A 20,124-nucleotide genomic window follows, 5' to 3' on the forward strand; every position below is an offset into this window, starting at 1 on the left:
GGTTCAGGAAGCATTTGAGTTCTGATGCTTGCGTCCTCGGTCGACTATCATCTATGGATGTGTGGTGTTGTATGAGTGTGTGGTGTTGTCTCGCAAACGCGACGGATAAAGCCTTTACCGACGCGACGGCGTAGGAGGGGACAATGGTACTCGATAATCTCGGGAGTTCTCTCCGCGGCAGTCTCGATAAGCTGCGGGGTAAGTCCCGCCTCGACGAGGACGACGTCCAGGAGATTGTCAAGGAGATACAGCGCTCCTTGCTCTCTGCGGACGTTGACGTGAGCCTCGTCATGGACCTCTCTGACTCCATCAAGACCCGTGCGCTCGAAGAAGAGCCGCCGGGTGGTACGAGCGCTCGCGACCACGTTCTGAAAATCGTCTACGAGGAACTCGTCGGTCTCATCGGCGAATCTACGGATATTCCGCTCGAATCGCAGACAATCATGCTCGCCGGTCTGCAAGGGTCGGGGAAGACGACCACTTCCGCCAAGATGGCGTGGTGGTTCTCGAAGAAAGGCCTTCGCCCGGCGGTCATCCAGACCGACACCTTCCGCCCCGGTGCGTACGACCAGGCCAAGCAGATGTGTGAGCGCGCCGAGGTCGACTTCTACGGCGACCCCGACTGCGACGACCCGGTCCAAATCGCCCGCGACGGCCTCGAAGCGACCGAAGACGCCGAGGTTCACATCGTGGACACGGCCGGTCGCCACGCCCTCGAAGACGACCTCATCGCCGAAATCGAGGAAATCGAATCGGTCGTCCAGCCCGACCTGAACATGCTCGTCCTCGACGCGGCAATCGGACAGGGTGCCAAAGAACAGGCCCAGCAGTTCGACGAGTCCATCGGCATCGGCGGCGTCGTCATCACCAAACTCGACGGGACGGCGAAGGGTGGCGGTGCGCTAACCGCCGTCAACGAGACGGATTCGTCCATCGGCTTCCTCGGCATGGGTGAGACCGTTCAGGACATCGAGCGCTTCGAGCCGAACGGCTTTATTTCCCGCCTGCTCGGCATGGGTGACCTGAAACAGCTCTCCGAGCGCGTCGAACGCGCCATGTCCGAGACCCAGGCCGAAGACGAGGACTGGGACCCCGAGGAGATGATGCAGGGGAGTTTCACCCTCAAGGACATGCAAAAGCAGATGGAGGCGATGAACAAGATGGGGCCGCTTGACCAGGTTCTCGACATGATTCCGGGCTTCGGCGGCGGAATCAAGGACCAACTTCCGGACGACGCGATGGACGTGACCAAAGACCGGATGCGGTCGTTCGAGGTCATCATGGACTCCATGACCGAAGAGGAACTGGAGAACCCCCGGAAGGTCGGTGCCTCCCGCGTCAAACGCATCTCGCAGGGGTCGGGACAGGACGAAGAGACGATTCAGGAACTCCTCGAACAGCACCGCATGATGGAACAGACCATCAAGCAGTTCCAGAGCATGGGCGATGGCGACATGCAGCGGATGATGAAGAAGCTCCAGAAGCAAGGTGGCGGCGGCGGTGGCATGGGTGGTCTCGGCGGTATGGGTCCGTTCTGAGTTTTCAGTTCTTCCATAACACCGTTACCGACCCGTGCCACACCGGCCATACGTGTGAGATACCGCCGACTTTTAACGTTCGAGGCCGTCGCACCCGACAATGACGGTGCGAGACGTTGCAGTCGAGGCCTATAAGGAAGCCTTGCCTGCACTCGCGGCGAGTCTCGTCGGGGGCCTCATCGCGGGCGTCGTTCTCGGCGGCATGCGCGCCGAACTTCGAGCAGTTCCGGGATTGCTCGTTCTCGTTCCCGCACTGCTCGCAACCCGCGGCAACGTCTACGGTTCGCTCGGTGCTCGCATCGCAACCGGACTCCATCAGGGTCTCGTCGAACCGCACGTAACCAGCGGTGACAAGCGGCTCCGCGCCGCCACCACGGCCGCCCTCGCAAACGGAGTGCTGACGAGCACCTTCGCCGCCGTAGTTGCGTTTTTCCTCCTTTCGTTCCTCGGCAGTACTGTCGCTCCACTCTCGATTCTCGTCGGCATCGCAATCGTCGCCGGATTGCTCTCGGGTATCGTTCTCACCGTCGTCGTCGTCACCGTCGTCTTCGCGGGCTATCGGCGGGGCCGAAATCCGGACACTATCGTCGGTCCCGTCGTGACGACGACCGGCGACGTGTTCGGTATCCTCTTTTTACTCATCGCGGTTAGAACCGTCCTCGCCATCGCGGGGGTGCTCTGACGTGCCCACCGAGTGGACCGTCCGCGCCATCACGCGAGCGATGCTTCCCGTCTTGCTCGTGCTCACGCTCGTCGAACTCGGAAGTGGTCTCGTCCTCGGAAGCTTCGAGGCGCAGTTGCTCCAGTATCCGTCGCTTCTCGTGCTCGTCCCGGTCACCATCGGAACAGCGGGCAACCTCGGAAGCGTTCTCGCAGCGCGACTCTCCACGTCGTTTCACCTCGGGACGCTCACGTTTTCGCCTAGTGACGACGAACTCGCCGGAAACGCCATCGCGACGCTCGCGCTCGCGGTAACCATGTTTCCCGTTATCGGTGCCGGCGCGTGGCTCGCGACACTCGTCGTCTCCGGCGACCCCGCGTTGACCTTCGCTACGGTCATCTGGGTCGCCCTGTTGAGCGGGATTTCGCTCGCCATCTTGGCTATTCTAGTGACGTTCACCGCGACCTACTTCGCCTATCAGTTCGGTCTCGACCCCGACGACGTCGTTATCCCTGTCGTCACCAACGTCTGCGACGTGTTGGGTGTCGTCGTTTTGTTCGTCGTGGCGCAGCTATTCATTTAGTCCTCGCCCGCCCGGCGGCGACGGGTGGCTCTGACCGACGGCGACGGGTGGCTCTGACCGACGGCGACGGGTGGCTCTGACCGACGGCGATTAGTTTATTCGGACCTGAGAACTCTCCGTGCAGTCGGCCATCCTTCCGGTACTCTTCGAGGTCCTCCCGCGAGTCGTGCGCATCGCCGCGTACATCGCCGTCGGCGTCTTCGCGGCGAATCTCGTCGTCGCCTTCGGTCTCGTCGAGCGAATCGCCGGTCTCTCTCGGTATCTGACGAGTCCTGCAAACCTCCCCGACGAGGTTGGGACGGCCATCGTCACGACCGCCGCATCCACGACGGCGGGATACGGAATGCTCGCCGAGTTCCGCGAATCCGGCGTCCTCGACGACCGAGCGACTCTCATAGCTGTCACCATCAACACGTTCTTCGGCTTCGTCCAGCACATCTTCACGTTCTACTGGCCGGTTCTCATCCCCATCCTCGGCCGCGAAGTCGGGTTCATGTACGTCGGCGCGCGGGCGGCTATTGCCCTCGCAATCACCATCACGGGCGTTCTCGCTGGCGCAGTTTTCCTCTCCGACCGGAGTACTGCCCCCGTGGCCGTCGCCGAGACCGACGGTTCGGGCGAAATCGCCACAGCTGACTCTGTTCTCGACACCGACAGCGACGAGTCGGTACGAGCAACAGTCGAGGATGCGGTCCGGAGTACGTGGAAGAAGCTCCGTCGCATCGTCCCGCGACTCGCCGTCGTCTACGTGCTCGTCACGCTCGTCCTCCGGACGACCGACCTCGAATCGTTCACGACACTCGCCGAACCGCTGACCGCCCTCGTCGGGTTGCCCGGGGCGGCCGTGCCGGTCGTCGTCGCCTTCGCGTTCGACACGACCACCGGCGCGGCGACTATCGCGCCGGCTATCGGCGAGACGTTCACGCCGAAGCAAGCCGTGGCGACGATGCTCATCGGCGGTATCATCTCCTTTGCCGTCTCGACGTTCAAGCGGTCGATTCCCTTCCAGTACGGCATCTGGGGCCCCGAGTTCGGCTCGAAGGTTATCGCCGTCAACACGGCGCTGAAGGTCGTCTTCATCGCCGCCGCGGTCGCCGTGCTCGTGGCGTGACCTACGTGACCTAGCGTAAAAACGTCTGAAAACGGCGACTCAGCGGTCTTCGGGGTCGATTGGCCGCCCGTCTTCGGTCGGTGGCGCGATGTAGTCGATGAGTTCCTCGACGGAGGGGTCGCGGACGGTTACGTGCACTTCGATATCGCCGAGTTCGTCGGGCTTGCCGACCGAGAAGTTGACCACACCCTTGAACGCGGCCTGTTTCTTTAGTGCGAACGAGAATCCCTCGTCGTCACGGCGTTTTGCGAACTCCCGGCGGGCCGTATCGAGGATGGTCTGCTCGTGTAGGCGCTCGGAAAAGCGCTCTAATTCGTGGGTTTCGCCGACGAGCTTTCCCGGTTCGTGCGTGAGTTCGACGCCCGGGAAAAGGTTCTCGACGGCGTCGCCGACGCGGTCTGTTACCTCGGTGTCGCGGACGGGAGCCTCGATGCGAACGTCGACGCTGTAAATCATGCGTCGGCCTCCGTGACCGCCCCCGGTCCGTCTTCGAACAGGCGGGTGATTGTCTCGCGGTACGACTCCAGCGTGCCGGTGTTCTCGATAACCACGTCGGCGCGGTCCATCGCTTCACCCATCCCGAAGTCGAGTTCGCGCGCTTCGCGCTGTTTCAGTGCCTCGACGTCGGTGTCGCTCGCGTCGCGCCCGCGGTCGAGCAGGCGCTCGGCGCGCGTCTCGAACGGTGCTTCGACGCTCACGAGGACGAACTCGTCGCCGAAGGCCTCGCGGAAGCGGTCGAGTTCCACGTCCGACCGAAGCCCATCGACGAGCACCACGTCGTTCGATTCGAGATGCTCTTCGATGACCGGCAGCGAGCGCGCCGCGATGGCGTCGTCGCCTTCCTCTTCGCGGAGGGCCTTCGCTATCTTCCCGTGGTCCGTCGCGGGGTCGAGACCGCGGCGGCGACACTCCTCGCGGATGATGTCGCCCATCGTCACGACGGGGATGCCTGCTTCGCGGGCGACGTCGGCGAGTTCGCCCTTGCCGCTTCCGGGCAAACCGACCGTCCCGATGACTCTCATAGCCGGTGATACCGCGTTGGCGCTGTTAAACCCTCCCTTCACGTCGCTCCGAGCGGCCGAAATGGGCGTGTTGAATCGGCGGTCGACACGCATTCCGTCTTGTCCCGCTCTTTTTCGTTTCTCGTCGCGTACGTTCACTATGACACAGCGGACTCTCGTCGTCCGAGCGCTTTGGTTCGTATTCGTTGGCTGGTGGGCAACCCCCGCCGTCGTCAACGTCGCGTGGCTCCTGAACGCGACCATCATCGGTATCCCTCTCGGTGTCGCGCTCGTCAACCTCGTTCCGACGGTGTTGACGCTGAAAGAGCCGACAGCGCGTCTGGAAGGCGAACCAGCACGGGGCCAGCGGTCCGTGCTCGTCCGCGCCGTCTACTTCGTCTTCGTCGGCTGGTGGCTCGGTTGGCTGTGGGCGAACGTGGCGGTCCTCTTCACGCTCACGATTATCGGACTCCCGGTCGGCATCTGGATGCTGCATCGGTTGCCCGCGGTCACGTCGTTGTATCGGTTTGATGGATAGAACCCGATTCGTTTTTCTTGCAGGGCCGATTTGTGGGAGTCGAGGGCGCGTAGCTCAGTTGGACAGAGCGTCGGACTTCTAATCCGATGGCCGCGGGTTCGAATCCCGTCGCGCCCGCTCAGTCGCGTTGCTCCTTCGCGGGCGCTCCTGAGTCCCACTCGGCGGTGCCTCGTGGGACTCCCGTCGCGCCCTTTTGCGTTTGTGTTGGTCCACCGAGCGACAGCAAGACGTGTCGAACCGTCCGCGCGGGATTCGAATCAGGGAGCAACTTGTTGCGACCGAGGTTCGAATCTCGTCGCGTGAGCAACGCGAACTGAACCTCTATCGCGGCTGTAGCCTTCTCGCGGGTTACTGGAACTCTTTCTCAGAGTAGTTAGATAATCAATATATTATTGCTTCGGGAGAACAATTTCAGATATGATGGATGTCGTTGGCGTACTTGCGGCGATGGTGGTTCTCGGGGTCCTCGTGTACAATCTGGTGTCCAATTTCGCCAACCGGGGGCGGTTGAACACCGTCCTTCACGGGTTGAACCTCATCGTGGGGCTTCTCTTATTGGCTTCTTATTTCGGCTTCACGCAGGCCGTTCCCGTGGACGTTGAATTGCTCATGCTGGTACTCGCACTACTCCTCGTGCCGTTGCTTATCTCTGAGTATCTCTTCGGACGCGCTCCACGGGACGTTTCAAAACAGACGTAATCCTCCTGTCGTGGGGCTCATCTCGACTCACTCACGGCAACTACCGTTGTCTCAACCTCACCGTTTAGACGTGACAAACACTCTTCAATTGACGGGTAGTTACTGACACTATGGTCTTCAGCCCTAATTCCCCGATGCACGATTTCTTCGAACAAACAATGGATAACGCCGTCGTCTACGGCGACGCGGACAAAGAGACGATACTGCACGAAGGCCCCGTTCGAATTCTCGCCAATGGATGGGTCGAAGTATCCAGCGGGAGACTCATCTCACCGAGCGCGGTTCACCACATCGACAAGCAACCGTCCGAGTAGATACCGGCCTGTGCAGCGCTGAGTGACCTCGGTTCAGTATCTTCGTCGCAGTCGCTCTCCGGTCGAGTCCAAGAAAAATACGGTTCTGAATCGGGCCGACGATTCGAGTCGATGCGCGAGTCAGGTGGTGGGTGTATGTGTCCTATCCGGGGACGCTCACATCGCACCGCCCATGCCGCCCATACCGCCCATGCCACCCATGCCGCCCATACCGCCAGCGGGTGCGCCGCCTTCGTCGTCGTCGCCACCAGTCTGGCCACCGGAGAGGTCGCCAGCAGCGATGACGTCGTCGATGCGGAGAATCATGACAGCGGCTTCGGTCGCGGACTCGATGGCCTGCGTCTTGACGCGGAGGGGCTCCACGACGCCCTCTTCTTCCATGTCGATGACTTCGCCCGTGTAGGCGTCGAGACCAGCGGCGAATTCGCCGCCGTCGTGACGCGAGCGGAGGTCGACGAGGGAGTCGATGGGGTCGAGACCAGCGTTCTCGGCGAGGGTGCGCGGGATGATGTCCAGCGCTTCGGCGAATGCCTCGACGGCGAGCTGTTCGCGGCCGCCGACGGAGTCAGCGAACTCGCGCAGGGTGAGCGAAAGTTCCGTCTCGGGGGCACCGCCACCGGGGAGCACCTTGCCGTCTTCGAGCGTCGTGCGGACGACGCCGAGGGAGTCCTCGATTGCGCGCTCGAGTTCGTCGACGACGTGTTCCGTGCCGCCGCGGAGGATGAGCGTGACGGACTTCGCGTCTTCGACATCTTCGACGAAGATGCGCTCGTCGCCGCCGATGTCCTTCTGGCCGACGGAGCCGGCGAAGCCGAGGTCGTCGGCTTCGATGTCTTCGAGGTTGCTGACGACGCGGCCGCCCGTGGCGCGGGCGAGACGCTTGAGGTCGGAGGACTTGGCGCGGCGGACGGCGAGGATGCCTTCCTTCGCGAGGTAGTGCTGCGCCATGTCGTCGATACCGTCACCGACGAAGACGACGTCGGCGCCGACATCGACGAGCTGGTCGACCATCTCTTTCAGCTGTTTTTCTTCCTGGTCGAGGAACTGCTGAAGCTGGTCGGGGTCCGTGACGTTGACTTCGGCGTCGATTTCGGTCTCGCGGACTTCGAGTGCATCGTCGAGGATGGCGATGTCGGCGTCCTCGACGGCGAAGGGCATGTTTTCGTCGACGCGCTCTTTGTCGACGATGACGCCTTCGACGAGTTCGGAGTTGTTGATGGTGCCGCCGACGACCTTCTCGATGGAGACGTTGTCCGTATCGATGCTGTCGTCGTCCTTGACGGCCAGCACGGCGTCGACGACGAGTTCGGCGAGCAGGTCCTTCGCGGACTCCGCGCCCTTACCGGTCATCGCCGTTGCGGCAATCTTCTGGAGGGTTTCGTGGTCGTCCTCGGTGACCTCGATAGCGTTGTCTTCGAGGACTTCCTTGGCCTTCTCGGCGGCCTGACGGTAACCCTGCGCGATGGTCGTCGCGTGGACGTCGGATTCGAGGAGGTCCTCGGCCTGGTCGAGGAGTTCGCCGGCGATGATGACGGCCGTCGTCGTGCCGTCGCCGACTTCGGTCTCCTGCGTCTCGGAGACTTCGACGATCATGTTGGCCGCGGGGTGGTCGATGTCCATCTCTTTGAGGATGGTGACGCCGTCGTTCGTGACGACGACCTGGCCCGACGAATCGACGAGCATCTTGTCCATCCCCTTGGGGCCGAGCGTGGTGCGTACGGCCTCGGCGACAGCCTTGCCGGCTGTAATGTTCATCGACTGTGCGTCCTGTCCGGACGTACGCTGAGAGTCTTCACCCAGAATGATCATGGGCTGACCCTGCTGCATTCGCTGGCTCATAGACATCGCCTGATTGTTTGTGATTCTATAAAAATGTTGTGCTTAGTGGCATGTTAAAACGCAACACAGTGTAGGGGTGACACCCCGACGTTGGCGGTCGGTTAGTCGGGTTTATCAACGGGTTGCAGCCGAACGCGACGTGCACCGTCGAGGGGGTCAGTGTAGTCGATATCGAGTCGGTCGTACACGCCGCGAGGAATCCCGATGTCGGCGAGGAGCAAGTCGCCAGCAGTCGCCTCCGTCCCGACTAATCCGGTCTTCGGGAGCGCCAGCGTGAGTATCGTGTCGGGGGCAACCACCATACCCGGCGAGTCACCGGTCGTTGCGTCGATTCCGGACGGAACGTCGAGCGAAACAACGCGACTATCCTCCGGGATGGATTCGACGAGCGTCGCCGCCGTCCCACGGAGTGGGCCGGTGAGTCCGTAGCCGACGACCGCGTCCACGACAACCTCGGTATTTTCGAGATGGTGTGCTATCTCTCTGTGTCCTCCAGAAACGACCGCCGCGTCCGTCGCTGCAAGAATACGTCGCTGCCGCGCTGCTGCGCCGGTCAGCTCGTTGTCTGCTCTGTCGAGTACGACCGTCACGTCGATACCACCGTTTGCCAGATGGCGGGCGGCACAGATACCCCCGCCGCCGTTCCCGCCGTTTCCGGCGAGGACGACAATCCGACCGTTCTCGGCGGTTTCGGTACCTTCGGTGCTCTCGACCGTTTCGCGGGCGACTTCTGCGAGGTTCCGCCCGGCGTGTTCCATCATCTGGAGGAGTCCGAGACTGACGGTGTCGACCGCGACGCGGTCTACCTCGCGCATCTGGTCGGCGGTGACGGCGGAGACGACTCGCCCGCGTTCTGTTTTGAACGTCGGAGTCACGACTCTCTGTACGGAGCGTGGGAAAAAGACGATACGGGGACGAGTGCCGCGTCGGCGATGGACCTCGTCGGCGGTGGCGTCTCAGTTGTTCTGCCGAACGTTGAAGCCGCGAGTCAGGTCGTTGTGCTTGCGTTCGAGGAACGAGTACACTGCGCCGTGTGGCGCACCGTCGAGAATCATATCGACGGCGCGACGGACGACTTCGACCTCTTCGGGTTGGCCGATGATGCCGAGCGTCGACCCGTAGATGACCACGTCCGCGCCGGTCAACTCTTCCATGAGTTCGCGGGTGCGACCGTTCTCGCCGATGAGTCGGCCCTTCTGTCGCCGCATGTCGTTTTTGTTTCTCGTGTGTCGGTCGATTTCGATGAGTTCGAACATCATCATGTCGTCGTCGAGGAGCGCCATTGCGTCCTCAGGGGCGAATCCGCGGCCGACGGCCCGAACGACATCGGGTGCGACCATCCCGAGAACGGGGTCGCCCACGCTGTCGATGGCGACACTGCCGTTTTCGGAATCAACGTCGAGTCGGACTTCTGCACGACTCTCGATTTCTCGGAGCGTCGAACCACCTTCGCCGATGAGAACACCGATACGGTCCTGCGGCACCTTGACGTGCTGCATATCACTGGGTACCCGGTCGAACGGTTTAAGCGTTCGCTCGCCCGGTCGCTACGTGTCTCGGTCGCATACGATGCCGCTGTCTGTCACTCGTCCTCGTCGGCGGTGACGAACTCGTACAGCGAGTCGATGTCGGCGTCAGCGCCCTGCCGTCGGAAGAAGTTGGCCACGTTGCGGCAGTCACGCTGGAGGAACTCCTCGGCGTTCGGATGGTGAATCGTGACGGCCTGTCCGAGGTCGATGACGACGAGTTCGCCCTCGTGGATGATGAGATTGTACTCCGAGAGGTCGCCGTGGACGAGTCCGGCCCGGTGGAGGCGACGCATGTACTCACGGACGACCTCGTAGGCTGTCTGCGGGTTCTCGACGGTTACTTCGGAGAGGCGACGCGCCCGGTCTTCGACCAACCCGACGAGTTCCATGACGAGGACGTTCCGCTGGACAGCGATTGGTTTCGGAACTCGGACACCGGCGCGTTGGGCACGTTCGAGGTTGGCGAACTCCTTTCTGACCCACGCGCGGACGACCTGCCCTTTGTCGTGGCCGATGTTTTCGAACCGCGGGTCTCCTTCGAGGTAGTCGCGCATGTGGCGGAAGTCCGAGGCGTTGATGCGGTAAATCTTGACCGCGACGTCGGTTTCGTCGTCGCCGAGCGCCTCGTAGACGTTCGCCTCTTTCCCGGTCGAAATCGGGCCGCCGAACGCGGCGATGTGGCCGTCTTGGACTAGTTTGTAGATGGCAGCAAAGGTGGCATCGTCGAACACCGACTGTTCGACCTTGAACTGGTCGGCGTCTTTCAGCCGCATCCTGAACTCGTCGAAGTCGCGGTCCTTTCGACGTGCGATGCGGTCTGCTTCGTCGTCGGAGACGTCTATCTCCTCCCACTCGTCACCGAACGCCTCGCCCTCTTGGGGCTCGACCATGCCGAACTCGTCACTCATTGGACTACAGCTACGGGAGGCGAGATGAAAAGGGCACAGGTGCTGTCCTCGTGACGTTCGTCAGCGTTTGTAATGATGTTCACTTGGGTTCGGAACGCTGTGAGTTGCATGCTCCGGTGCCATCAGTACGTGTCGTCACGGTTCGGCCATCCGGTGTGACTCGGATTCGTCTGCGTTACTGGATATGGCCTTCGCGGCGGAGTTGGTCCGCTTCGGACTTCTCGTAGCGCCACGTTACGTCGGCTTTCTCGTCTTGCCAGTCCCACGGCTCGACGAGGACTACGTCGTCTTCTCGAATCCAGATCCGTTTCTGCATTCGGCCGGGAATGCGAGCGGTCCGCTCGACGCCGTCGGCACAGCGGACGCGGATACGATTGGCACCGAGCATGTTGGTCACGACGGCGAACACTTCGTCGTCGTTCGGCATTCGGAGATCTCGGCGGCGCTCGTTCTCGTCGTCGCTCATGCGCGAGCGTTTGATGGCGTCATGTTTAAACCCGCCGACGTTTGTTCGCCGCAAACTGTCGCATCAAGCGACGCGTTTAGGGCATTCCCGACATGCCGTGGTGGTATGCTCGATAAACTTGGAACGAAGGGAATCGTTGGAATCATCTGTCTGCTCGTCGGTATCGGCATCGTCGCGTATCAACAGCCAATCGTCGCGGCCGGTCTCGCGTTTGTCGTCGCCGGACTGGGTCTCGTCGCTAGCGGTCTCGCCGAGGGCGTGATGAAGATGTTCGGCATGGCCTGAGCCGCACTTAGGCAGAAAAAACGAACGTGTGTTTCGATAGCCGTCGCGGACTGTGCTACTCGGAAATCTTCTCGCGACCCGGCGCGATGAGTTCGTCGAGGTAGTCCGCGAGCGCGCCCTTCGCGTCGGCCGGGTGGAGTTCGCCGGATTCGAGGTCCGCCTCCAGCGACTCGTAGTCGTCGTAGTCGAGGTTCCCGCCGTACTCGTCGGGGCGCTCGACCACGACGCGCTCGAAGCGCGGGAAGACGTGGTACTCGAAGATTTGGAGGACGGGATTCTCGCGCGCTTCACCGTCGTCCGTCGGCTCTGGGTCCGCCGTCGGCGGGCAGTAGGCGTCGTTGATCTTCTCCTCGATATCCTCCGTCGAGTCCTGCATCGAGATGGTGATTCCCTTCGACGACGACATCTTACCGACGCCAGTTCCCAGTTCGGCGATAAGGGGCGTGTGCAGACAGGTCGGCGAGTCCTCGTTGATGCTCGGCAGCGTATCGCGGGCGAGCATGTGGACCTTGCGCTGTTCCATCCCGCCAATGGCGAGGTCGATGTCGAGGTAGACGATGTCGAGCGCCTGCATGAGGGGGTAGACCGCCTGCGAGACCGTGACGCTGTCCCCGCTTTTGATTTCGGCCATGGCGCGTTCGGCGCGCGCGAGGGTCGTCTCCAGTTCGAGCGCGTGCAGGTCGAGCACGTAGCTCTCGTCGAGTTGGAACTCCGACCCGAGGACGAACTCGGTTTGGCTCTCGTCGAGGCCGTAGGCGATGAACTGCTCTTTCATCTGCTCGGCCGTCTCGCGAATCTCTTCGAATGTACCCTTGTCGTTGAGGTAGGCGTGTACGTCGGCCAACAGCACGACTACCTCGAAGCCCGCCTCTTGGAGGTCGATGAGCTTGTTGGCGCCGAGCATATGACCGATGTGGAGGACACCGGAGGGCTCGTAGCCCACGTACGCTCGCTTGCCCTCGGGGTTGTCGGCCAGCGCGCGCACTTCGTCCTCCGTGACCACTTCGGAGGCGTTCCGAGTGATCAGGTCGTATGCGTCCATACGTATCGGGTGACGGGGACGTGGCATATTACTTCTGGAACGCCCCTTGGTGTCGAAACGGACAACACGCCCCGGTCCCAACTGCGGGTGATGTCCGACTCCGGAACTCGAACACGTGCGCCGATACTCATCTTCGCCGCGCTCATCTTCGCCGTTTTCGGCCTGCTGGCAGCCATGTGGGCCTCGGTTAGGGGTGGCGACTTCCTCCCGTATATTCTCGGCTTCGTCGTCTACTTCCTCGCGTTCCACATTTACCTGCCGTACCGGGTCCACAAGGATGCGACATTCAAAGGGCGGAACGCGACGTTCTGGGCGGCCGTCGCATTCTTCGTGCCACTTCTCGGTCCAGTGCTGTACTTCGTCATCGGTGGTCTCACCGGCGGCGACGACGTTGCAGGATAAGCGTATATCGCGGTTTGACTACCGCCGATTCTCGGCGCGGTGCTCGGAGATAATCTGGTCGACCATCTCTTTTTGTTGTTCCTTCTGGCGCTCTTCGGCCCGGTCTTCCCAGTCCGCAATCGCGGCGGCGACGTCCGACTCTCTGGCGACGGCGAGTTCGTCTATCTCCTGAATCGCTACGCCGTCCGCGGGGGCGACCGGAATTTCGGCTTCGAAAAGCACCTCGTCGGCGACTTCCGAGAGGTTCCCGGCACGGAGGACGACCCGAGGGTCGAAGTCCGCGAGTCGCTCTGCGGTCGTTCGCCCCGCCCCGCTGGCGTCGCGGAGGTAGACCACGTCGCCCGCGGCGATGCCGTACTGCTCGACGGTTTCGTCTAATGCGCCGTTGGTGAACTGCTCGACAATCTTGACCGGGACGAGGTTTCCACCGGATTCGTTCGCTTCGCTCTTTCTTTCGGCGACTTCCCACTCGCTGTCGCTCGTGAGAATCCCGTTCGTGTTCACGTCCGCGAAGTTCGAGTGGTCGAGTTTCCACAGCGACTTCAGGCGGTCCAGTTTCTCCGTTAGCTCCTCGTTTTCCGATTCGAGCGATTCGACTTTGCGTTCCAGCCGGCCGTTCTCGCGTTCGAGTCGGTTGATCTCCCGGCGTTCGCGGGCCTCGCGGCGTTCCTCGCGCCGTGCCTCGGAGAGTTCGTCTTTGTACTCGTCGATGATTTCGTCTTTCTCCTCGATGGTCTCGCTGAGGTCTTCGACGTGAGATTCGAGCCGATTCACTCGCGACTTCAGGTCGCGAATCTCGCGCTCTTCGGGCGTGAGTTCAGGCTCTTCGTGTGCCGTCTCGTCTGGTTCGTCGCTGGTGTCGTCCCCGTCATCGTTCATCTCACGGAGGACAGCCTCGACAGACTCCTCGCGTACGAGAACGCGGGCGATGACTTCTTCGCGGTCTACGTCGGCCGGAACCTTCCGGGAGATGCGCTCGAACTGGTCTTCGTGGTCGTCGAAGGCGAACAGCGCGGCCGCGAGGGCGTCGCGCTCGTGGTCGTTTTCGTAGTCGATGTCGCGGGTTCGGTGGAGCTTTTCGTCGACCGGGATGTCCGACGGCGGTGCCCACCCGGCGGCGTCGAAACTCCGGCGGAACTTCTCGACGGTTTCGGGCATCGGCTGCACGTCGGCGGCGACGAGGCTCGGACGGCCGCGTTCGATGATCCATTCGATGACGGCGGCGGTGTCGGCGGTTCGAGTCGAGTGGACATCGAGGACGCGCCCGTCGAAGCCGACGACCGCGACGGCGGTGGTCGTGCCGGGGTCGATGCCGACGATGACGCGGTCGCGGCGCTTCACGAGGGGTTCGAACTCGATGCCGTCGCGGCGCTCGCGTTCGATTTCGACGCGGGTGTCGCCGGAGCGGTGGGTGGAAACGGGGATGTCCTGCGGGCGGGCTTCGACGGTGAAAAGCGCCTGCGAGTAGCCGCCGTACTTCTCGGTCACGTCCCGTTCGAAGTCGAGATTCGCCTCGTCGAGCGCGGCTTCGACCTTGCGGGCTTGCTTCTTCACCGACCCGTGAATACGGCGCGTGTAGCGGTCTTGGCTCCAGCCGCCTTTCCCGGTCGAGCGACCGCGAGAGACCTTTACGGTGGTCGTGTTCTCGAAGGCGGCGACTTCGTAGCCAACGTTTGCGAGAGCGAGTCGGGCGGCGGCTTCCGCCTCTTTCATCGGCTCTTTGCCGTAGGGGACACCGTGCCGCGATGCAACTCGCGAGAGTGGTTCGGGCCGCTCGGAACCGGTAACCTGTACCAGTCGCGTTTCGTGGGGAAGCCACCGTAGGAAGCGGACCAGGTCGTCTTTGTCCGCCGCGAGTTCGTACATGTTGTCCGTCGCGACGATTGCCGGTTCGTCACGCTCGATGAGTCGGCGTAACTTTCGGAAGGAGACGACGTCTCGTTCGATTCGGACCTCGTCTGACTCGGTGTCTCTGGTGTCCAACACGACCAGCGCGTACGACGGTGAATCGCCGCGGATGTCGCCGCTCTGGATGTCGACGCCGAAGACGACCGAGTCGAGCGCACTCGTCCGGTCGTTCACGGCGGCGACTAGGGACCCGCCGAATATATAGTCCACGCCGGGATTTATATGGTCTCAGCCTCGGGCTGACACGAAACAAACAAGTCATGTGTATATGATGTCGATACGATGAGTTCCAATACTCCCTCCCCGCCGTCGGTGACTCCGCGGTCGCTGACGCGGACGGCGCTTATCGGTGTTATCGCCCTCCTCCTCATCGCTGCCCCTATTGCCGGCCTCCTCGCTTGGGAACCCGTCGAAGAGGGTAACGTGAAGGTTGTAAAGAAGTGGGGTGCGACGACAGACACCGTCTTCCAACCCGGTGCACATCTGATTAATCCGGTCTCACAGTCCACCGTCTCGCTCTCGGTGCGCCCGCAGTCGTACACCATGTCCGGAAAGAGCACTGAAGGTGCTCAACAGGGTGACGACGCTATTACTGTCCTCACGAAAGACGGTCTCCGAACCGATATCGACGTGACCGTTCGCTACCGCGTCGACTCCGGGAAGGCCGTCAAGTTCTACCGAAACTACCGGACGCTCGGAAGCGCCGAAGAGCGTCTCATTCGTCCGTCGATTCGGTCCGTTCTCCGGACTGAGGCTGGTCGACTTCCGGTCACTGTCATCTACACTGGCGAGGGCCAAACCAAATTGAAGGCGGCCGCCGAGAAGGAACTCTCACAGGAGTTCGCCGAGGCCGGTCTCATCCTCGAAGCCGTCCAGGTTCGTAACGTCGAACTCCCCTCGGAGTACGCCCAAGCGGTCGAACAGAAGGAAATCACCGAACAGCGCCGCCAACAGAAGAAAGACGAACTCGCCGTCGAGGAACTCGAAGCGGAGCGAAAGCGTATCGAGGCACAGGGTCAGGCGGACGCCAACCGCATCCTCGCCGAGTCGCTTTCCGACGAGGTTCTCACCCAGAAGTACATCAAGAAGTTAGACGAGACGGACACGGTGTACATCCCAGTCGGTGAAGGCGGTTACCCGCAGTTCGTCCGCTCGCTGGAGAGTGACGGGTCGGAATCATCGTCTTCGTCGTCATCCTCATCGTCTTCAGCGTCTGACTTAGATTCGGCGTCTTCGTCTTCATCCTCGTCAAACGACGCTGAAAACACGACTGCAGCCTGATGCGTTTCCGCCGCGAACTCGCCGTCGTGGTCGCGTTGTTCGTCCTCGTCGGCGCGCTCGCACGAACCGGTGCGGGACGATTCGTCCTCCCGGTCGTCAGTCTGGGTGTCGCCGTCGCGCTCGGCGTACTCCTACTCAAGCAACCGGCGTATTCGCGGACGACGTTCGGCCCTCGGACGCGAATACTCGAATCGACGCCGAATACGTCGGACGCCGTCTGCGTCGAGTGCGGGTCGCCCGCGACGACGCTCCGGCACTACGTCCGCGAGTGGGTCGTCCTCGGTGTCCCCGTCGTCCTCCTCGATGACGGGAAAAATCCGGTCTGCGACGACCACCGCGACTGAAGTGCGCCCTCAGACTAAGTTACCTTTTGCGACGAACTCGACGCGGCCGCCGACGTGAACGGTGACTTCCTCGCCGCCGTCACCTTCGTTGCTCTCGTCGTTGGCTTCGAGGTGGAGGTGCGACGGCCGACCCATCTCGTAGCCCTGTTCGACCGTCGCTTCGACAACCGAGTCGCCAAAGTATTCGTGCCGAGCGAGATAGCCCGCGAGACACCCGTTTGCACTCCCCGTCGCGGGGTCTTCGGCGACGCCGTGGCCCGGCGCGTACATTCGCGCTGCGAGGTCGTTCGCGTCGTCTCGCGGGTCCGGACAGAAAGGAAGGAGGTTCTCGACGCCCACATCGTCGAAAAACGCCCGGTACGCGGGCAGGTCCACTTCACTTCGACCCAGTGCGTCTCGGTCGCGGAGCGGAATCATCACCGCGGGCAGCCCGGTCGAGACGACTTGAACCGGCCAGTCAGCGTCGAGGTCGGCAACGTCGAGTGAGAGGACTTCGGCGAGCGTTTCGTGGTCCGGTTGGTCGCCGAATTCGGGTTCGTTCTGCGCCATCCAGTAGGTCTCTTCGCCAGCATCCTGTCGTACTTCGACTGGTATCGACCCGACACCGAGATTCAGTGTGACGTCGTCGCCGGCGTCGAACTGTTCGCGGAGGACGGCCGCAGTTCCGAGTGTGGGGTGACCGGCGAACGGAATCTCTCCGGCCGGTGTGAAAATGCGAACGTCGAAGCCGCGTTCCGGGTCGCCGCCCTCGATAAACGTCGTCTCCGAGTAGTTCATCTCGTTGGCGAGCGCGGCCATCTGGTCGTCGGAGAGCGTGTCGGCGTCCTCGAAGACGGCGAGTTGGTTTCCGGCGTACTTCTCGGTCGCGAACACGTCGAGGATGTGGAAGTCGTTTGTCGGCACGCGAGTTGCTGCACGCGGCAGCGAAAAAAGCGTATCTGCGGTCTACTCGTCGTCGCTGTCCGGGTACGGAATCTCGACTTTCTGGCCGTCCTCGGCGACGAACACCTCGCCCTTGTAGACCCCGCGGGCCTGTTCGAGCAGCGGTTTCGGGTTCGCCGCGTAGCGCGCCGAGATGTGGGTCAGCGCGAACCGACGAACGTCGGCGTCGCGGGCGACTCGTGCGGCCTCGCGGGCGGTCGAGTGTGCTGTTTTGGTGGCGCGTTCAGACTCTTCGTCGGTGAACGTCGCGTCGTGGACGAGTAAGTCGGCGTCGCGGGCAATCTCGATTGTCGAGTCGAGCGGGCGCGTGTCGCCGGTGTAGACGACTTTTCGACCCGGTCGGGGTTCCCCGACGACCTGCTCGGATTTGATGACGGTCCCGTCTTCGAGTTCAACGTCCTCGCCGGTGTGGAGGCGACCGAACGCCGGACCGACCGGGACGCCGAGTTCTTCGGCTTTCTCGCGGTTGAATCGGCCGGGGCGGTCGTCTTCGACGAGAGAATAGCCGACCGAGGAGGTCCGGTGTTCGGTTTCGAAGGCGCGGACTTCGTAGTCGTCGGCGCGGTAGGCGACGTTTCCGGGTTGCGTTTCGTGGACCGAGACGTGGAATCCGGGCTGGTAGCCGCCGGCGTGGACGAGCTTTTCGAGGTGTCGTTTGCTGCCCGGCGGGCCGTGGATGGCGAGCGCGTCGTCGCGCTCGTTGAAATCGAGGGTCTGAATCAGGCCGGGAATCCCGAGGATGTGGTCGCCGTGGAGATGCGTAACGAACAGGTGGCTGATGCCGAACCCGGTCCCGAACCGCATCATCTGGCGTTGGGTGCCCTCCCCGCAATCGAACAACAGGCGCTCGCCGTCGCGGTTCACGAGGAACGCGCTCGGCGCACGCGCCGTGGTGGGAACGGCCCCGCCGGTCCCGAGGAAGGTCGCGCGCATGGACATGCCCCACAATCGACGCGGCGGGACTAAACGTGCGTCGAATCCGTCGCGGCCGCGGTCGCTTTCCCACGGCGGTCGCTTTCCAACGGCGGGCGGTGACCACGACGCGGACCGACCGATTCTTACCCGACCGTCTGCTACGGCAGTCCAATGGACGCGCCGCTGTGGACCGAGACGCACGCGCCGACACTCGACGACCTCCCACAGCCGGAGGTCCGCGAACGTCTTCGACGCGCCGTGGACGAACCGATGAACCTCGTCGTGCAGGGACCGCCGGGCGTCGGCAAGACTGCCGCCGTCCGCGCACTCGCACAGGAAGCGCACGCCGACCCCGAAAACGACCTCATCGAACTCAACGTCGCGGACTTCTTCAACCGGACGAAAAAGCAGATTCGTGCCGACCCGCGCTTCGAGCAGTTCCTCGACGGTCGCAGCCGAATGGCGAAACGCGACATGATAAACCGCGTGCTCAAGGAATCGGCGAGTTACGCCCCGATGTCCGGGGAGTACAAGACAATCGTCCTCGACAACGCCGAAGCCATCCGCGAGGACTTCCAGCAGGCGCTTCGCCGCGTGATGGAACAGCACCACCGGACCACGCAGTTCGTCATCACCACGCGTCAGCCTTCGAAGCTTATCCCGCCGATTCGCTCGCGGTGCTTCCCCATCCCAATCCCCGCGCCGGACGACGAGACGCTCGAATCGCTCCTCGCCGACATTCTCGATGCCGAGGGCGTCGATTACGACGACAGCGGCCTGCAGTTCCTCACCGACGCCTCGAACGGCAACGTCCGGAAGGCAATCCTCTCGGCCCAGCGGACGGCGACTGAGGCCGACGAGGTGACGATGTCTACGGTCCACGCCGCCCTCGGCGATGTGGGCTTCGACGACGACCTGAAGACGCTCCTCATTCAGGCCCGCGACGGCGACATCAAAGACGCCCGCAAGACGGTCACGACGCTGCTCGACGACGAGGGCTACGAAGGACAGGAACTCCTCCGCGATATCCTCCGCGTCGCCGACGCGACCCCCGAGCGATTCGCCGACGGCGAACTCGCCCGACTGCACGAACTCGCGGGTGGCATCGACTTGGACCTCGTGACGGGTATCGACGACCGCCTGCACATCACCCACCTCCTCACGAGTTGGGGCGCGGAAGTCCGAAACGAGGCCTGAATGCGCTTTGCTCCCGGCTACCGACGGTTCGCCGTCCCGGCGTTCCTCGGCGCGGCGCTCGCAGCCTTCGTCTTCCCGCCGGCAGGCGCAGTGCTGCTCGGCGTCGGCGTATTCGTCCTCTGGTTCTTCCGCGACCCGGAACGCTCGCCTCCGGACGAAGACGGCGTTATCTCGCCCGCCGACGGCCACGTCTCGGTGATTCGCGTCGAAGACGGTCGCGTCCGCGTGGGCGTGTTCATGAACGTCACCGACGTGCACGTCAACCGCGCGCCCGTCTCGGGTACGGTCAGCGACGTGACTCACCGTCCCGGTGCGCACAAGCCGGCGTTTTCGAAGGATTCGGATAGGAACGAGCGCGTCGATATCACCGTCGATTCGGACGACGGCGACTACGAAGTGTCACTCATCGCCGGCGCATTCGCTCGACGGATTCACCCCTACGTCGCACCCGGCGACGAACTCGCCCGCGGCGACAAAATCGGACACATCGACTTCGGCTCCCGGGCGGACGTGTTGTTACCGCCCGAGTTCGGGTCAGAGGACGTGATTGTCGAAAAAGGCGAGTCGGTGCGGGCGGGCGAGACGGTGTTGGCGCGGCGGGACTGAGAAATTGGACACGTA

Annotated in this window: 25 protein-coding genes and 1 tRNA gene; 14 read left to right on the forward strand and 12 right to left on the reverse strand. The window is 62.6% G+C overall.

Annotated elements, in window-relative coordinates; genetic code table 11:
- The first annotated feature begins 143 nt into the window (after nt 1-143).
- The 4 genes from HFX_RS00640 (at nt 144) to HFX_RS00655 (ending at nt 3,893) form a co-directional block, all read left to right on the forward strand.
- Nucleotides 144-1,538, forward strand: coding sequence for a signal recognition particle protein Srp54 (locus tag HFX_RS00640; RefSeq protein WP_004058560.1), 1,395 nt, complete (start codon nt 144-146; stop codon nt 1,536-1,538).
- Nucleotides 1,539-1,638: 100 nt separating this feature from the next.
- Nucleotides 1,639-2,220, forward strand: coding sequence for a magnesium transporter (locus HFX_RS00645; protein ID WP_004058558.1), 582 nt, complete (start codon nt 1,639-1,641; stop codon nt 2,218-2,220).
- A 1-nt stretch (nt 2,221) separates the two neighbouring features.
- Entirely contained in the window at nt 2,222-2,782 is a 561-nt protein-coding gene (locus HFX_RS00650; protein WP_004058556.1) for a magnesium transporter, read from the forward strand.
- A 118-nt stretch (nt 2,783-2,900) separates the two neighbouring features.
- Complete coding sequence (locus HFX_RS00655) at nt 2,901-3,893, forward strand: hypothetical protein (protein ID WP_004058554.1); 993 nt, start codon at nt 2,901-2,903, stop codon at nt 3,891-3,893.
- 39 nt (nt 3,894-3,932) lie between these two features.
- On the opposite strand, the gene HFX_RS00660 is transcribed toward HFX_RS00655, so the two are convergent.
- Both HFX_RS00660 and HFX_RS00665 read right to left on the reverse strand, forming a co-directional pair.
- A complete protein-coding gene (locus tag HFX_RS00660; RefSeq protein ID WP_004058553.1) occupies nt 3,933-4,349 on the reverse strand; it encodes an RNA-binding domain-containing protein in 417 nt (138 codons plus the stop codon).
- The gene (locus HFX_RS00665; protein ID WP_014732047.1) at nt 4,346-4,915 is read right to left on the reverse strand and encodes an AAA family ATPase; all 570 of its coding nucleotides are present in this window, start codon (nt 4,913-4,915) and stop codon (nt 4,346-4,348) included. The genes HFX_RS00660 and HFX_RS00665 overlap by 4 nt, the downstream gene beginning before the upstream one ends.
- Nucleotides 4,916-5,054: 139 nt before the next feature.
- On the opposite strand from HFX_RS00665, the gene HFX_RS00670 reads away from it, so the two are divergent.
- Both HFX_RS00670 and HFX_RS00675 read left to right on the forward strand, forming a co-directional pair.
- Complete coding sequence (locus tag HFX_RS00670; protein ID WP_004058551.1) at nt 5,055-5,432, forward strand: YccF domain-containing protein; 378 nt, start codon at nt 5,055-5,057, stop codon at nt 5,430-5,432.
- 43 nt (nt 5,433-5,475) lie between these two features.
- Nucleotides 5,476-5,549 (forward strand) — tRNA-Arg (locus HFX_RS00675).
- A gap of 1 nt (nt 5,550) precedes the next feature.
- Here the strand turns inward: HFX_RS00675 and HFX_RS19565 are convergent.
- On the reverse strand, nt 5,551-5,739 hold the full coding sequence (locus HFX_RS19565) for a hypothetical protein (RefSeq protein ID WP_137685655.1): 189 nt from the start codon (nt 5,737-5,739) through the stop codon (nt 5,551-5,553).
- 110 nt (nt 5,740-5,849) lie between these two features.
- On the opposite strand from HFX_RS19565, the gene HFX_RS00680 reads away from it, so the two are divergent.
- Nucleotides 5,850-6,131, forward strand: a complete 282-nt coding sequence (locus HFX_RS00680) for a hypothetical protein (protein ID WP_004058550.1) — start codon at nt 5,850-5,852, stop codon at nt 6,129-6,131.
- Nucleotides 6,132-6,241: 110 nt separating this feature from the next.
- Nucleotides 6,242-6,445, forward strand: coding sequence for a hypothetical protein (locus tag HFX_RS00685; RefSeq protein WP_049917452.1), 204 nt, complete (start codon nt 6,242-6,244; stop codon nt 6,443-6,445).
- A gap of 156 nt (nt 6,446-6,601) precedes the next feature.
- On the opposite strand, the gene thsA is transcribed toward HFX_RS00685, so the two are convergent.
- From thsA to eif1A, 5 genes are all read right to left on the reverse strand, one after another.
- A complete protein-coding gene (gene thsA / locus HFX_RS00690; protein ID WP_004058546.1) occupies nt 6,602-8,254 on the reverse strand; it encodes a thermosome subunit alpha in 1,653 nt (550 codons plus the stop codon).
- 131 nt (nt 8,255-8,385) lie between these two features.
- On the reverse strand, nt 8,386-9,159 hold the full coding sequence (locus tag HFX_RS00695; protein WP_004058545.1) for an NAD(P)H-hydrate epimerase: 774 nt from the start codon (nt 9,157-9,159) through the stop codon (nt 8,386-8,388).
- An 81-nt stretch (nt 9,160-9,240) separates the two neighbouring features.
- Entirely contained in the window at nt 9,241-9,783 is a 543-nt protein-coding gene (locus tag HFX_RS00700) for a KH domain-containing protein (RefSeq protein WP_004058543.1), read from the reverse strand.
- Nucleotides 9,784-9,866: 83 nt separating this feature from the next.
- Nucleotides 9,867-10,721, reverse strand: coding sequence for a serine/threonine-protein kinase Rio1 (gene rio1, locus HFX_RS00705; protein WP_004058541.1), 855 nt, complete (start codon nt 10,719-10,721; stop codon nt 9,867-9,869).
- Between the two features lie 175 nt (nt 10,722-10,896).
- On the reverse strand, nt 10,897-11,187 hold the full coding sequence (eif1A, locus tag HFX_RS00710; RefSeq protein WP_004058539.1) for a translation initiation factor eIF-1A: 291 nt from the start codon (nt 11,185-11,187) through the stop codon (nt 10,897-10,899).
- A 105-nt stretch (nt 11,188-11,292) separates the two neighbouring features.
- Between eif1A and HFX_RS00715 the strand changes: the two genes are divergently transcribed.
- The gene (locus tag HFX_RS00715; protein ID WP_004058538.1) at nt 11,293-11,472 is read left to right on the forward strand and encodes a DUF7470 family protein; all 180 of its coding nucleotides are present in this window, start codon (nt 11,293-11,295) and stop codon (nt 11,470-11,472) included.
- Nucleotides 11,473-11,527: 55 nt separating this feature from the next.
- Here the strand turns inward: HFX_RS00715 and HFX_RS00720 are convergent, their stop codons facing one another.
- Nucleotides 11,528-12,514 carry a tyrosine--tRNA ligase gene (locus tag HFX_RS00720; protein WP_004058535.1) on the reverse strand — a complete coding sequence of 329 codons (987 nt, stop codon included), beginning with the start codon at nt 12,512-12,514 and terminating at the stop codon, nt 11,528-11,530.
- 90 nt (nt 12,515-12,604) lie between these two features.
- Between HFX_RS00720 and HFX_RS00725 the strand changes: the two genes are divergently transcribed.
- Entirely contained in the window at nt 12,605-12,916 is a 312-nt protein-coding gene (locus HFX_RS00725; RefSeq protein ID WP_004058533.1) for a PLDc N-terminal domain-containing protein, read from the forward strand.
- A gap of 18 nt (nt 12,917-12,934) precedes the next feature.
- Here HFX_RS00725 and HFX_RS00730 read toward each other — a convergent pair whose 3' ends face one another.
- Nucleotides 12,935-14,998: a DUF460 domain-containing protein gene (locus HFX_RS00730; RefSeq protein WP_004058530.1), complete on the reverse strand. Its 2,064-nt coding sequence runs from the start codon at nt 14,996-14,998 to the stop codon at nt 12,935-12,937.
- A 108-nt stretch (nt 14,999-15,106) separates the two neighbouring features.
- Between HFX_RS00730 and HFX_RS00735 the strand changes: the two genes are divergently transcribed.
- Entirely contained in the window at nt 15,107-16,105 is a 999-nt protein-coding gene (locus HFX_RS00735; protein WP_004058528.1) for a prohibitin family protein, read from the forward strand.
- Complete coding sequence (locus HFX_RS00740; RefSeq protein ID WP_004058526.1) at nt 16,105-16,449, forward strand: hypothetical protein; 345 nt, start codon at nt 16,105-16,107, stop codon at nt 16,447-16,449. The genes HFX_RS00735 and HFX_RS00740 overlap by 1 nt, the downstream gene beginning before the upstream one ends.
- Nucleotides 16,450-16,458: 9 nt before the next feature.
- On the opposite strand, the gene HFX_RS00745 is transcribed toward HFX_RS00740, so the two are convergent.
- Complete coding sequence (locus HFX_RS00745; protein ID WP_004058524.1) at nt 16,459-17,352, reverse strand: PhzF family phenazine biosynthesis protein; 894 nt, start codon at nt 17,350-17,352, stop codon at nt 16,459-16,461.
- Between the two features lie 42 nt (nt 17,353-17,394).
- Nucleotides 17,395-18,324 (reverse strand): ribonuclease Z, encoded by a 930-nt coding sequence (gene rnz / locus HFX_RS00750; RefSeq protein WP_179955367.1) that lies wholly within the window; start codon nt 18,322-18,324, stop codon nt 17,395-17,397.
- Between the two features lie 153 nt (nt 18,325-18,477).
- Here rnz and HFX_RS00755 point away from each other — a divergent pair, with 153 nt between their 5' ends.
- Entirely contained in the window at nt 18,478-19,503 is a 1,026-nt protein-coding gene (locus HFX_RS00755) for an AAA family ATPase (protein WP_004058518.1), read from the forward strand.
- Nucleotides 19,504-20,109, forward strand: a complete 606-nt coding sequence (locus tag HFX_RS00760) for a protein sorting system archaetidylserine decarboxylase (RefSeq protein ID WP_004058516.1) — start codon at nt 19,504-19,506, stop codon at nt 20,107-20,109.
- The last annotated feature ends 15 nt before the right edge of the window (nt 20,110-20,124 follow it).

This window comes from Haloferax mediterranei ATCC 33500 (assembly GCF_000306765.2).
GTDB classification, from domain to species: Archaea; Halobacteriota; Halobacteria; order Halobacteriales; family Haloferacaceae; genus Haloferax; species Haloferax mediterranei.